Raw genomic sequence first — 12688 nt, forward strand, 5'->3', positions numbered from 1 at the left:
GCTGCCGCTCATGGCCTCCCCCGTTTCCCCCGTTCCCCCGTGTTTCCCCCGTGCCTCCGATTCGGCGTTCCCCCGCGCCCTCGGTGGCTTCCCCCGTCGAGGCCCGCCGCCCCCGTGCCGGCGGGCCTCGTGTGTCGAGGATGTGCCCGCACGCAGGGGGAGTTGAAGCCCCGTGACATGGGTTCAGAGGTTGATTTGAGGGTTCCGTAGACGGCCTACGCACCCTTGCGTAGACAGGGGCCGTGTGTCTCGTCGGCCGACCGTGTGCGTCGGTGCCCGGTTCGTGGTGATGGTCTCGGGAGGACTGTCAGACCCCGGCCGCACAATTCGCTCATGGCGACGCGATGCGACATGGCACTGGAGTGGCAGCTCGAAAAGGTGGCGGAGGAAGCGGCCGGCCAGGCGGTGAAGGACGCCATGGCCGCGGTGTTCGAGCACATGAACGGTGGGCCCGGCCGTGGACGTCGGGGCGGCAAGGAGCTCGTACGGCTGCTGGAGGAGGCACGGGGCACGGCGGCGGGCGCGGGGGAGTGGAACGTGGTGCGCATGCTCCAGGACTCGCTCGACTACGCCCAGGGCCTCATCCTCAGACCGGACTTCGACGAGCGCTACCGGCTCACCCGGGACGGCAAGCGGGACAGGATCAGCCTGGACTACCTCGCGAAGACGATGTGGGTGACGCACCGGTGGATGGTCGAGGAGGGCCGGGACTACCTGGCGGAGCATCCCGACGCGGGTATGGCGGAGTTCCTGGAGCACTTCAGGGCCCAGGGCGAGGACGCGCTGTTCATGGAGGCCCCCGAGGACCGGCCCGGACGGTGGGTGATCCCACGCGGCCGGGCGGAGACGGCGCTGTGGCTGGAACGGATCCTGAGGGACGGCCGTATCGACATCGAGGACCCCGCCCTCGCGGCCCGGGACATCGTCACCTCCCCGGAGACCCTGGCTCTGCTCGCCGCCGACGACAAGGGCCAACTCATCATCCAGGCAGCTGAGTTGCGCCGTCGTGCCACCGGACTCGAAGAGCTGCGCGCGGTCGTCGAGGATCCGAACGCCCTGGAGCGTGACCTCCAGCGTGCGCTGGAAGGCCAGCACTGGATCTTCGGTGGCCGTTTCGTCGGCGAGGCCGCGCAGCGCAGGCTCGTGCCGGGCGACGAGGTCGACATCCCGCTGATACGCGGTGACGGCGCCCTGCGCATCGTCGAACTCAAGCGAGCCATGGGCCTCAGGGAGCCCTTGGTGACCCGGCACCGCAACGCCTGGGTGCCGGCGGCCCAGGTCCACCGGGCCGTCAGCCAGGCCGTCAACTACCTGGTGGGGCTGGATGAGGACCGGTCCCGCATCCGCGACGAGTTCGGCATCGAGACGCGGCGGGCCGGCGCCCTCGTGCTCATCGGTCATCCCGCCCTCCACCCGGACGTACCGGAGGAGGAGATCACCGAGGCCCTGCGCACGTTCAACGCCCATATGAGCCGGGTCGAGGTGCTGACCTACAAGGAGTTGCTGGACAACGCCCGGCGGTCGCTGGGTGGTTCGGGCGAGGAGGGGGACGAAGCCCGCCGTACGGGGAGGGTGCCGTATCCGCTGCCGCCGGAGCCGTGACCTCCTGGGAGGTGGGCCGGACCGCGGCGGATGTGCCGGCGCCGGAGCCGGGTCCCTCACGTCGAGACTCAGGCCGGGCCTTTCGCCACCGCACTGGCGCGCACGCCGCCGCGGTCCTCGCCCTGCCCGCGTGTGCCGGACGGAAGCACCTCGTCCGGGCCGTCCGGCGACTGTCGCGGGCGGTGCGTCCGACGGCCGACGAATCATCGGCTGATGCGCCGACGCGTGGACGCGGTCGGAGCGGTTGGTGCCGGGCGACGGCGCCGCTCGGGCGCGACAGGACAGATGTCAGCGGCGGCGCCGCCCGGGTCTCGGGTGTTCTCGGCGGATCAGGTGGATCAGGCACATCGGTCGGCCGGGAGTCGGCCGGGGGTCGGGTGGGATGGTCGGACCTGGGCGCCCGAGAGGCGTTCCACGGCCCGCAGCAGGGCCGAGTGGTCGAGGCCGCCGTCGCCCTGGGCACGCAGCGAGGCCACCAGCTGGGCCACCACCGCGCCGACGGGCAGGGCGGCGCCCACGGCGCGGGCGGCGTCGGTGACGATGCCCATGTCCTTGTGGTGCAGATCGATGCGGAAGCCCGGCTTGAAGTCCCGGTCGAGGAAGTTGTCCTTCTTGCGGGTCAGCACGGTCGAGCCGGCGAGGCCGCCGCCCAGGACGTCGAGTGCCGCCTTGAGGTCGACGCCCGACTTCTCCAGGAAGACCACGGCCTCGGCGCACGCCTGGATGTTGACGGCGACGATCAGCTGGTTCGCGGCCTTCACGGTCTGCCCGGAACCGTGCGGTCCGCACAGCACGATGGTCCTGCCGAGCGCTTCGAAGACCGGCCGGGCCGCGTCGAAGTCGGCCTGCTCACCGCCGACCATGATGGACAGCACGGCCTCGACGGCCCCGGCCTCACCACCGGAGACGGGCGCGTCGAGGACCCGGATGCCCTTCTCCTCGGCTGCCTCGGCCAGGTCGATCGAGGTCTGCGGGGTGATGGACGACATGTCGATCAGCAGACTCCCGGGCCGGGCGTTCTCCAGGATGCCCTCGGGGCCGTACGCGATCGCCTCCACCTGCGGTGACGCGGGCACCATCGTGATCACGACATCGGCGTCCCGCACGGCCTCGGCGACGGAACCGGCCGCCGTGCCCCCGGCCGCGGCCAGCCGGTCGAGCTTGTCCTGCTCCAGGGTGTAGCCGGTGACGTCGTAACCCGCCTTGATCAGGTTCTCCGACATGGGCGAGCCCATGATGCCGAGGCCTATCCAGGCGATCGCCGGCCGGGACGGGCCGGCCGGGCGGGAAGAGTTCGCGAGGTTGCTCATGATGGGGGTGCCTCTCCGTACGGGGTCAGCGGGACAGCCAGTCGAACGCCTCATGGCTCGGGCGGTCGCCCGGCTTGTACTCCAGGCCGACCCAGCCGTCGTAGCCGGTCTTCCTCAGCTGGTCGAGGAGGTCCCGCAGGGGCAGGGAGCCGGTGTCGGGCGCGCCGCGTCCCGGGTTGTCGGCGATCTGGACATGGCCCGTACGGTCGGTGTAGCGCTCGATCACCGACGGCAGGTCCTCCCCGTTCATGGACAGGTGGTAGAGGTCCATCAGGAAGCGCGCGTTGCCGAGGCCCGTCGCGTCGTTGACCTTGTCGACGACCCCCACCGCCGCAGGCGCGCTCACCAGCGGATACAGCGGCGACTCCACCCTGTTCAGGGCCTCGATCAGCAGGATCGCGCCGATCCGGTCGGCGGCCCGGGCCGCGAGCACCAGGTTCTCCAGCGCCAGCGCGTCCTGCTCGGCCGGGTCCACGCCGTCGACGCGGTTGCCGTACAGGGCGTTGAGGGCCTTGCAGCCCAGGGACTGGGCGAAGTCGGCGACCACGTCGATGTTGGCGCGGAACCGCTCCGACTCCGTGCCGGGGAGCGACAGGGCGCCGCGATCCGGGCCCGGGAGCTGTCCGGCGTAGAAGTTCAGCCCGATCAGCTGGACGCCGGCGTCCTCGATCGCGCGCTTCAGGGCGTCGAGCTCGGCGCGCTCGGGGGTGGGAGAGTCGAGCCAGGGCCACCACAGCTCGACGGCGGTGAAACCGGCCGCCGCGGCAGCCGCCGGGCGCTCCAGGAGCGGCAGCTCCGTGAAGAGAATCGACAGATTGACGTCGAAGCGCTGCTCTGCGGGTCCCATGGGGCGGGCGCTCCCTTCGGTGCGGCCATGATTCCGCATTGCGGAATCTAGTTTCTGCTTAATGGAAGGCTGCCGTCGAGGGTCTGGCTCTGTCAAGAGGGGGCGGTGGAACCGGGTGCCGCGCGTTAGGTTGGGCGCGTGCGATTGCGAGTGGAGTTCACGACCGAGCCCTTCGACCTGGACGAGCCGCCCCGGCATGCGCTGGTCGCCCGGGAAGTCCTGGAGGCCGCCGACCTGGAAGCCGTGGACGTGGGCCCGTTCGGCAACACGGCGGAGGGTGGCGCCGACACCGTGCTCTCCACCGTGGACGCCGTGCTGCGCAGGGCCCTGGAGTCCGGCGCCACTCGGATCTCGCTGCAGATCAACGTGATCGGGGAGTCCGGCGGCGCCATGGAGACCAAGGGGGGACGGGGGTGACCGCCCACGGGGACGACCCCTTCGTCATGGCGGTGAAGCCGCTGGTCGACGCCATGGGCGGGGTCATGCTGCCGCCGGACGAGGCCGGCCCCGACGACGTCGTGCTCTCCTGGCAGGGCGCCGACGTCGTCGCCGTACGTCTGCCGCAGCTCGCCGAGTCGCTGGACCACATCCTGGCCGCGCTGGAGCGGGGGCACGGCAAGCCGCTGGCCGACCTCGACCGCAAGGCCAAGCAGGAGGTCGTACGCACACTCGAAGCGCGCGGTGCCTTCTCCGTACGGCACGGCGTGGAGACCGTCGCGAGCGCGCTCGGCGTCAGTCGCTTCACCGTCTACAACTACCTCAATTACGCCAATGAGCAGCGGGCCAAGGCGCGCGCGGGCGACGAACCGGGAGCTATTGACGGTATGTGAGCAAGCGTGGACGATGGGTGAGTCGGCAAGTGCGGGGGTAAGCCGCTGGAGGCGTCCATGCCCGAAATGCATGATCCTTCGGATACGGAATCGGACGGCATCGAGCTCGATTTCGACGAGCTGGATCTCAACTCCGTCGATTCGCTGGAGGGTACGGCTCTCGGTCAGGTTCTGCTGGAGGTATTCGGTGGCCGCCGCAGAGGACCACGGCCACCGACACCGTTCAGTTCACACAGCCGTCACAGCCAGTTCAACTCCTTCAGTTCCTTCAGCTCCTTCAACAGCTTCGACTCCTTCAGCTCGTTCAGCAGTTTCGATTCGTTCAGCTCCTTCAGCAGCTTCGACTCCTTCAGTTCCTTCAGCTCCTTCAGTTCCCACAGTTCGTGGTCCGGCCGTGCCTGACGCGGCCCCGGAAGCCGCGACCCAGCCGTTCAGGTCCTTCATCTGCAAGGTCGCCTCGCGCTGCAACCTCGACTGTGACTACTGCTATGTCTATCGGCACGCCGACCAGTCGTGGCGGTCGCAGCCGACGCGCATGTCCCTGGAGACCGCCGCCCAGCTCGGGCGCCGGATCAACGAGCACGCCCGTGAGCACGGTCTGGAGCGGGTGGACTTCATCCTCCACGGAGGGGAACCGCTCCTGCTGGGCGTGGACTACCTCCGCGCGCTCTGCGAGACGGTCACGCGGGCGGCGCCGGACGTGCGGATCCGCTGGAACGGGCAGACCAACGGCACCCCGTACACGGAGGAAGTGCTGGAGTTCTGCCGTGAGTGGGAGGTGTCCTTCGGGCTGAGCATGGACGGGCCGCGGGCGGTCAACGACCGGCACCGCCTCGATCACGCGGGCAGATCGTCGTTCGCGCAGGTGGAGCGGTGCATCGGGCTGTTGAGCAGCCCGGAGGCCCGAGGGCTGTGGGGCGGGATCCTGGCGGTGATCGACCTGGAGGCGGACCCGGTCGAGACATACTCCTACCTCCGCTCGTTCGATCCGCCGTCCATCGATTTCCTGCTCCCACTGGGACACCACGATCTACGGCCGCCGGGAAAGGAGAGACTCGACGTCACTCCGTATGCCGACTGGCTGCTCAGGGTTTTCGAGATGTGGTACGGGGAACGCCCTCAGCCCCTCAGGATCAGGCGGTTCAGAGACATCATCGCCCTCTATCTGGGGGCCACGGACAGTTCCGAGGAATGGGGGCTGCAACCGGTCGACTTCATCGTGGTGGAGACGAACGGGGAGATACAGGCGGTCGACACACTGAAAGTGACCTACCCGGGCGCCTGTGAGCTGGGTCTGAACATATTCGACGACAGTTTCGATACGGCTCTGAGGTCGCCGCTGGTGCGTTCACGCCAGAACAACTGGGGGACCCTGGGAGAGACCTGCCGGGAATGCGAGCTGGTCCGCATATGCGGAGGCGGGTACTTTCCCCACCGGTATTCGCGGCAGAACGGATTCCGGAACGAGTCCGTGTACTGCGCCGATCTGAAGAAGCTCATCCGGGTGGTCACCGGCACCGTCGGAAAAGATCTGCGGCGCCTGGCCAAACGTGTCGAAGTCGAAAGCGACGGGGGGAAAGCACGATGACCGCGACGATCCCGCGGCTCGACCGCACCACCATCACGTCGTTGGCGGCCCCCACCGGCTGGACGGGGACCACGCGCGCGGTCTTCGCGGCCCGGTACCTCCATACGCTGGTGGGCATCCGCAGGCTGGCGGCGCTGCTTGCCGAGCAGGCCCCCGGCCCCTTGGCGGAGGCGGACCTCATGGCGAGCCTGGAGGCGATCGGGGCGGCTCCGGCCGACGCGCAGAAGCGGGTGCTCAACCATCCGAGCGCGGCGTTCTGGGTCGATGTGGCCTGGAACCTGGTCGCGCGGCGAGCACACGAGCGCTTCCCCGAGGTGCATCTCGTTCCGCATCTGAGGGAGTTCGCGCGCTTCGCGCTGTCGGCGCTGCTGCTGTGCGGTGAGGGCCGGCTGACGGCCGATGTGCGCGCGGACTCCGCCGGACGGATCAGTCTGCCGGGCTCCGGAGTGACCCTGGAGGGGGCGGCACCATGGGCCCGTACCTCCCTGACCGTTGACAACGGCCACCTGGCCTGGAGCGGACAACGGCTACGGGTACCGAGGCTCGCGGTCGGCACGGAGCTCAACTGGCTCGACCGGGACCTGCGGCTCGGCGGCCGGACCGAATTCACCTTCGCCGAGCTCGACCCCGCCGAGGCGCGGCGCTGGCAGGACGAGCTGAACGGCCATGTCGACCTCATCGGAGCGGTGTGCGAGCCCCTCGCCGAGGAACTCGTCGGCGGGCTCGGCGTCATCGTCCCCGTACGGTCCCCAGACCCGTCGCGTCTGCATGTGAGCGGCAGCTTCCACGAGGCGCCCGGCCTGGTCGCGCTGGCGCTCGGCGAACGGATGGCGACGGCCGAGGCACTGGTGCACGAGTACGGTCACCAGAAGCTCAACGCCCTCCTTCCGCTCGACCCGCTGATCATCGACGACACCGGTGAAGCGGTCCATTACTCGCCCTGGCGGGACGACCCCAGGCCGCTGAGCGGACTGCTGCACGCCGTCTACAGCTTCACGAGCGTCGCCGACTTCTACCGCGCGCTCCTGGACACCCCGGACGTCGGCGGCCTGGACCCGCGGCACGTGGTGAACCGCGTGTACCGGGTGGTCCGCCAGGTCCGCGACGGGCTCAGCGAACTGCGGGCCGCGGCCACCCTGTCGCCCCTGGGCGCGGCGTTCGTCGACGCCGTCACCGCCCGGATCGACGCGTGCGACGGGGTCCTGCCCGCACCCGCGTCCGGGGACCGCCGCCGCATCGACGCCGAGCGCGCCGCGCACCGCGCCCGCTGGGACGAACGGCATCCGGCCGTGCCCGTGGCGTCGACGGAGCGGAGCGCGCGGACCGGTCCGCACGACGCCGCCACGTGCGCGACCCTGCACGCCCTGGGCCTCCCGAAGGACTGGGACCTGAGCTCGATCGTCCGCCGCTGGTATCCGGGGGACTCGCTGCTCGAGTCCGTGCGTGCCCTGCGCCTGCCGCGCGACGGGACGGCCGCCGATGTACTGCCGAAGACCGTCCCGGGCGAGAGCCTGATCCCGGACCTCGCGGCGGCGCATGTCGCGTATGTGTGCGAGGACTACCGAACCGCCGCTGTGCGCTACGCGGCCTGTGTCAACCACGACCCGCGCAGCCCGTACTTCTGGCAGTGCTACGCGTTCGCGCTCCGCCATCTCGGCCGCCGCGACGAGGCGCTCTACATCCTCACCCACACCGCAACCCTCATGGCGCGGCGGTTCCCGCTCTCCGTCGACGAGGACGTACGCACCACGGCGGAGGCCATGGCATGGGGCCTGCGTCTGCCGGACGGGGCGGAGCCCGACCCGGCTTCCGTACGCCCGGTGAACCTGCCGGTGACGGAGGCGGTCGAGCGTGAACTGCGGGCCGGCCGGTACTGGGGCCTGGTCGAGGCGACGCGCGGTGGAGGCCAGCTCGCCACGCTGATCGCCGTGGCGAACGGGCTGAAACCGGCGATGGACCTGTGGATCCCCCACGACGGCTGGCCCGCCCTGCGAACCCTCACCGAGGAACTCGGCCTGGTCCACCATGTGGACGCCTGCTTCGACAGGTTCTCACCGCAGATCGACCAGGTTCCACCGAAGCAGCTCACGACCACACGGGCGGCGTTCCTGCCCGACCTGCGGGAAGGCGCCGAGGCGCATGTGTTCCTCGCCCGCGACCAGGCCGCCCTCGACCGCGTGGTCGGCTCCGGCTGGTACCCCCTGATCGTCGACGGTAAGGTCGTCAACAAACACCGGGCGGACCACGACACGTTCGGGGAGGCCCTCGGCTACCCCGAGTGCTGCCAGGAGTTCTTCCGGGAGCGCAACAACTGGAACGAGGACAACACCTACTACGCGGCACTGCGCAACACCCAGGGCAGGCCGTCTGCCCTGTGCAACCCCTACCTGCGGCACACCGTCTACGGCCTCGTCCCGTACATGCCCTGCTCCTACGCGTGCCCCGCCACCATGAAGTTCGCCGGCCGCCTCCACGAGGTCATCCGCGCCGAACTCCCGCGCTACGCGGAGGCGATCGAGCAGGCCATGGTCAAGCCGCTGCTGTGCGTCTCGGAACTCCGGATGTACGGCTTCCAAGGGGAGACCGTCCGCCACGGCGACGACGGAACGGTCACCATCACCTACACGGGCGCGGAGTCCCTCTACCCGATCGAGCACACCGACCCCCTCTCCGACCTGCTCCGCGCGGGCGATCGCTGCACCCTCGACGGCAACGTCATCCACATCCGCCGCGCGGACACCTACATCGCGGGCTACGAGGCCCGGGGGGACCGGCACGGTCCGGAGTGCCCCTTCGTCATCTCCTTCATCTGATCCTTCGTCTGAGCCTTCACCTGACACCGGATTTTTCAACAAACTGTTGACGCGGTGTCGTCGCAGGGCGTTAGCTTGCCGTAGCCAGTCCAGCACCACGGCCACGGAGGCTCCCGTGACTTCGAGTTCTTCGACGCCGGGCCTCGCCCGGTTCAACGCCCTGGAGGAGCACGCGGCCACCGCGGCACTCCACGAGGCGTGCGCCTCGGCGGAATGGGGCCGCAGACTGCTCGCCGGCCGTCCGTATGCCACCGTCGACGACCTCCTCGCCGCGAGCGACGCCGCCATGGCCGAGCTGACCGCCGAGGACCTGGCGGAGGCCATGGCCGGGCACCCGCCGATCGGCCGCCCCAAGCCGGGGGACCCCACCTCGGCCCGGGAGCAGCGCGGCATGGCTGGCGCCTCCGACGAGCTGAAGGCGGAGATGCTCGAACTGAACCTGGCCTACCAGGAGAAGTTCGGCCATGTCTTCCTGATCTGCGCCACCGGCCGCACCGGCGAACAGATGCGCGACGCGGTCAAGGAACGGATCGGCAACGCGCCGGAGCGGGAACGCGAGATCGTCCGCACCGAGCTGGGCAGGATCAACCGCATCCGCCTCACCCGGCTCGTCGAAGAGGACTGAGAGCAGCATGAGCACCAGCACCACCGCCTCGGTGTCCACCCACATCCTGGACACCAGCGTCGGCCGCCCCGCCCGGGGAGTCGCCGTCCGGCTCGCCGCCCGCTCCGGCCGCGACGCGGACTGGCAGGCGCTCGGCGGCTCCGCGACCGACACCGACGGCCGGTGCAAGGATCTCCCGGCCCTGCCGGAGGGGACCACCCACGTACGGCTCGACTTCGAGGTCGAGCCCTACCTCGAAAAGACCGCGAAGAAGCAAGCCGATGCGCAGCAGGACGCCCCCGCGAATCGGGACAGCGGCACCGTGGGAGCGTTCTTCCCGGAGGTGGCGATCACCTTCGCCGTGAACCCCGGCGAGCACTACCACGTACCGCTGCTGCTCAACCCGTTCGGCTACTCCGTATACCGAGGGAGCTAGCAGAAGATGCCCACGATTCTGGGACAGAACCAGTACGGCAAGGCCGAGAACCGAGTCGTCAAGATCACGCGGGACGGCGCCACCCACCACATCAAGGACCTGAACGTGTCCGTGTCGCTCTCCGGCGACATGGAGGAGGTCCACCTCTCCGGCTCGAACGCCAACGTCCTGCCGACCGACACCACCAAGAACACGGTGTACGCCTTCGCCAAGGAGAAGGGCATCGAGTCCGCCGAACAGTTCGGCATCCACCTCGCCCGGCACTTCGTGACCTCCCAGCCGGCGATCCACCGGGCCCGCATCCGCATCGAGGAGTACGCCTGGGAGCGCATCGAGCACACCGGTGACGGCGCGCACTCCTTCGTCCGCAAGGGCCAGGAGACCCGCCTCGCCCAGATCACCTACGACGGCTCGTCGTGGGAGGTCGTCTCCGGTCTCAAGGACCTCACCGTCATGAACTCGACCGACTCCGAGTTCTGGGGCTACGTCAAGGACAAGTACACGACGCTCCCCGAGGCGTACGACCGTATCCTCGCCACCGAGGTCTCCGGCCGCTGGCGCTTCAACTGGACGGACGACGAGCAGCCGATGCCCGACTGGGACGAGTCGTACGCGCAGGTGAAGCGGCACACGCTCCAGGCCTTCGCCGAGACGTACTCGCTCTCGCTCCAGCAGACCCTCTACGCGATGGGAGCGCGGATCATCGACAACCGCGGCGAGATCGACGAGGTCCGCTTCTCCCTCCCGAACAAGCATCACTTCCTGGTGGACCTCGCTCCGTTCGGCCTCAAGAACGACACCGCCGAGGGAGCCGTGTACTTCGCCGCCGACCGCCCCTACGGCCTGATCGAGGCCACGATCCTGCGGGACGGCGCCGAGGCGAAGCTCCCGGTCGACCTCACCACCCTCTGACGCGCACACGGAAGTAGAGGACGGACAACGATGGCTCAGCGCATCGTCATCGAGAACGCGGCGATCGCGACCGTGGACGCGAAGGACACCGAGTACGCCTCCGGCCATGTGGTCGTGGCGGACAACGTGATCGAGTCGGTCGGCGCGGGCAAGGCCCCCGAGGGACTGGCGGATGTCGTACGCCGGGTCGACGCGACCGGACACCTGGGCACCCCCGGGCTGGTCAACACCCACCACCACTTCTACCAGTGGATCACCCGGGGCCTGGCCACCGACCACAACCTGTTCAACTGGCTCGTCGCCCTCTACCCGACCTGGGCGCGCATCGACGAACGCATGACGTACGCGGCGGCCCAGGGCTCGCTCGCCATGATGGCCCGCGGCGGTGTGACGACCGCCATGGACCACCACTACGTCTTCCCGAAGGGCTCCGGCGATCTGTCGGGCTCGATCATCCGGGCGGCGCGCGAGACGGGCGTCCGCTTCACCCTCGCCCGCGGCTCCATGGACCGCAGCGAGAAGGACGGCGGCCTGCCTCCGGACTTCGCCGTCGAGACCCTGGAAGGCGCGCTCGCCGCCACCGAGGAGACCGTCAAGGAGCACCACGACAACTCCTTCGGCGCGATGACCCAGGTCGCCGTCGCCCCCTGCTCCCCCTTCTCCGTCTCCACCGAACTTCTCCGCCAGGGCGCCGAGTTGGCCCGCCGTCTCGGCGTACGACTGCACACCCACGGCTCGGAGACGGTCGAGGAGGAGAAGTTCTGCCACGAGCTGTTCGGCATGGGCCCGACCGACTACTTCGAGTCGACCGGCTGGCTCGGCGAGGACGTGTGGATGGCGCACTGCGTCCATATGAACGACTCCGACATCGACGCCTTCGCCCGTACGAGGACGGGGGTCGCCCACTGCCCGTCCTCCAACGCCCGGCTGGCGGCGGGCATCGCCCGTGTCCCCGACATGCTGGCGGCCGGCGTCCCGGTCGGCCTCGGCGTCGACGGCACCGCGTCCAACGAGTCCGGCGAACTCCACACCGAGCTGCGCAACGCGCTCCTCATCAACCGCCTCGGTGCCCACCGCGAAGCCGCCCTGAACGCCCGCCAGGCCCTCCGCCTCGGCACCTACGGCGGCGCCCAAGTCCTGGGCCGGGCAAGCGAGATCGGCTCCCTGGAGCCCGGCAAGCTCGCCGACCTCGTCCTGTGGAACCTCGACACCCTCGCCCACGCCTCCATCGCCGACCCGGTGACCGCCCTGGTCTTCGGCGCGGCGGCCCCGGTGACGCTGTCCCTCGTCAACGGCGCGCCGATCGTCGAGAACGGCCGTCTGCTGCACGTGGACGAGGACGCGATCGCCCGCTCGACGAGGGAAGAGGCCCAGCGGCTGGCGCGGATCGCCGCCGGGGACTGACCAGGCACTTGACCCGTACGGCAGCCGGGGCTCAAGCAGCACGGCACCGAGGAGCAGAAGGACTACTTCCTGCCGAAGATGGCGGCCGGTGACATCCGGGGGGCCTTCTCGATGTCGGAGCCGGGCCTCGGCTCCGATGTGTCGGCGATCACATCGAAGGCGGTCAAGGACGGCGACGAGTACGTCCTGAACGGTCAGAAGATGTGGCTGACGAACGGTGGAACGTCAACACTCGTCGCTGTTCTCGTCCGAAGTGACGAAGGACACTCCCCTTCGGAGACAGCCACGGCGCCCCACAAGTCGATGACGACCTTCTTGATCGAGAAGGAGGCCGGTTTCGGA

The 12688-nt window shown here is 69.5% G+C and carries 12 protein-coding genes and 1 pseudogene; 11 read left to right on the forward strand and 2 right to left on the reverse strand.

Annotated elements, in window-relative coordinates:
- The first annotated feature begins 333 nt into the window (after window positions 1-333).
- Window positions 334-1602: a Shedu anti-phage system protein SduA domain-containing protein gene (locus STRIP9103_RS16915; RefSeq protein ID WP_234022221.1), complete on the forward strand. Its 1269-nt coding sequence runs from the start codon at window positions 334-336 to the stop codon at window positions 1600-1602.
- A 338-nt stretch (window positions 1603-1940) separates the two neighbouring features.
- Here the strand turns inward: STRIP9103_RS16915 and STRIP9103_RS16920 are convergent, their stop codons facing one another.
- Both STRIP9103_RS16920 and STRIP9103_RS16925 read right to left on the reverse strand, forming a co-directional pair.
- A complete protein-coding gene (locus STRIP9103_RS16920; RefSeq protein ID WP_009313377.1) occupies window positions 1941-2912 on the reverse strand; it encodes a 2-hydroxy-3-oxopropionate reductase in 972 nt (323 codons plus the stop codon).
- A gap of 25 nt (window positions 2913-2937) precedes the next feature.
- Window positions 2938-3759: a TIM barrel protein gene (locus tag STRIP9103_RS16925; RefSeq protein WP_009313369.1), complete on the reverse strand. Its 822-nt coding sequence runs from the start codon at window positions 3757-3759 to the stop codon at window positions 2938-2940.
- Window positions 3760-3897: 138 nt separating this feature from the next.
- On the opposite strand from STRIP9103_RS16925, the gene STRIP9103_RS16930 reads away from it, so the two are divergent.
- The 10 genes and pseudogenes from STRIP9103_RS16930 to STRIP9103_RS16975 all read left to right on the forward strand — a co-directional run.
- On the forward strand, window positions 3898-4176 hold the full coding sequence (locus STRIP9103_RS16930; RefSeq protein ID WP_048820432.1) for a YkoF family thiamine-binding protein: 279 nt from the start codon (window positions 3898-3900) through the stop codon (window positions 4174-4176).
- On the forward strand, window positions 4173-4589 hold the full coding sequence (locus STRIP9103_RS16935) for a helix-turn-helix domain-containing protein (RefSeq protein ID WP_009313374.1): 417 nt from the start codon (window positions 4173-4175) through the stop codon (window positions 4587-4589). Before STRIP9103_RS16930 ends, STRIP9103_RS16935 begins: the two co-directional genes overlap by 4 nt.
- A gap of 57 nt (window positions 4590-4646) precedes the next feature.
- Window positions 4647-4991 (forward strand): hypothetical protein, encoded by a 345-nt coding sequence (locus STRIP9103_RS49940; RefSeq protein WP_009313379.1) that lies wholly within the window; start codon window positions 4647-4649, stop codon window positions 4989-4991.
- Window positions 4984-6177, forward strand: a complete 1194-nt coding sequence (locus STRIP9103_RS16945) for an FxsB family cyclophane-forming radical SAM/SPASM peptide maturase (protein WP_009313368.1) — start codon at window positions 4984-4986, stop codon at window positions 6175-6177. The genes STRIP9103_RS49940 and STRIP9103_RS16945 overlap by 8 nt, the downstream gene beginning before the upstream one ends.
- Complete coding sequence (locus STRIP9103_RS16950) at window positions 6174-8990, forward strand: HEXXH motif domain-containing protein (RefSeq protein ID WP_009313375.1); 2817 nt, start codon at window positions 6174-6176, stop codon at window positions 8988-8990. Before STRIP9103_RS16945 ends, STRIP9103_RS16950 begins: the two co-directional genes overlap by 4 nt.
- 115 nt (window positions 8991-9105) lie before the next feature.
- Window positions 9106-9615: a 2-oxo-4-hydroxy-4-carboxy-5-ureidoimidazoline decarboxylase gene (uraD, locus tag STRIP9103_RS16955; RefSeq protein ID WP_009313364.1), complete on the forward strand. Its 510-nt coding sequence runs from the start codon at window positions 9106-9108 to the stop codon at window positions 9613-9615.
- A 7-nt stretch (window positions 9616-9622) separates the two neighbouring features.
- Window positions 9623-10030: a hydroxyisourate hydrolase gene (gene uraH, locus STRIP9103_RS16960; protein WP_009313378.1), complete on the forward strand. Its 408-nt coding sequence runs from the start codon at window positions 9623-9625 to the stop codon at window positions 10028-10030.
- Window positions 10031-10036: 6 nt separating this feature from the next.
- Window positions 10037-10942, forward strand: coding sequence for a factor-independent urate hydroxylase (pucL, locus tag STRIP9103_RS16965; RefSeq protein WP_009313372.1), 906 nt, complete (start codon window positions 10037-10039; stop codon window positions 10940-10942).
- Between the two features lie 30 nt (window positions 10943-10972).
- Complete coding sequence (locus STRIP9103_RS16970; protein ID WP_009313366.1) at window positions 10973-12346, forward strand: 8-oxoguanine deaminase; 1374 nt, start codon at window positions 10973-10975, stop codon at window positions 12344-12346.
- A 30-nt stretch (window positions 12347-12376) separates the two neighbouring features.
- Window positions 12377-12688 (forward strand): annotated as a pseudogene (locus tag STRIP9103_RS16975) (acyl-CoA dehydrogenase family protein); the annotation flags it as partial.

Origin of the sequence: Streptomyces ipomoeae 91-03 (assembly GCF_000317595.1) — a bacterium.
In the GTDB taxonomy this organism is placed as follows: domain Bacteria; phylum Actinomycetota; class Actinomycetes; order Streptomycetales; family Streptomycetaceae; genus Streptomyces; species Streptomyces ipomoeae.

What these genes read in the sequence shown, in the direction of transcription:
- STRIP9103_RS16915 (WP_234022221.1), top strand. Translation starts at nt 334, where the DNA reads ATGGCGACGCGATGCGACATGGCACTGGAGTGGCAGCTCGAAAAGGTG.
- STRIP9103_RS16920 (WP_009313377.1), bottom strand. Translation starts at nt 2,912, where the DNA reads ATGAGCAACCTCGCGAACTCTTCCCGCCCGGCCGGCCCGTCCCGGCCG.
- STRIP9103_RS16925 (WP_009313369.1), bottom strand. Translation starts at nt 3,759, where the DNA reads ATGGGACCCGCAGAGCAGCGCTTCGACGTCAATCTGTCGATTCTCTTC.
- STRIP9103_RS49940 (WP_009313379.1), top strand. Translation starts at nt 4,647, where the DNA reads ATGCCCGAAATGCATGATCCTTCGGATACGGAATCGGACGGCATCGAG.
- STRIP9103_RS16950 (WP_009313375.1), top strand. Translation starts at nt 6,174, where the DNA reads ATGACCGCGACGATCCCGCGGCTCGACCGCACCACCATCACGTCGTTG.
- uraH (WP_009313378.1), top strand. Translation starts at nt 9,623, where the DNA reads ATGAGCACCAGCACCACCGCCTCGGTGTCCACCCACATCCTGGACACC.
- pucL (WP_009313372.1), top strand. Translation starts at nt 10,037, where the DNA reads ATGCCCACGATTCTGGGACAGAACCAGTACGGCAAGGCCGAGAACCGA.
- STRIP9103_RS16970 (WP_009313366.1), top strand. Translation starts at nt 10,973, where the DNA reads ATGGCTCAGCGCATCGTCATCGAGAACGCGGCGATCGCGACCGTGGAC.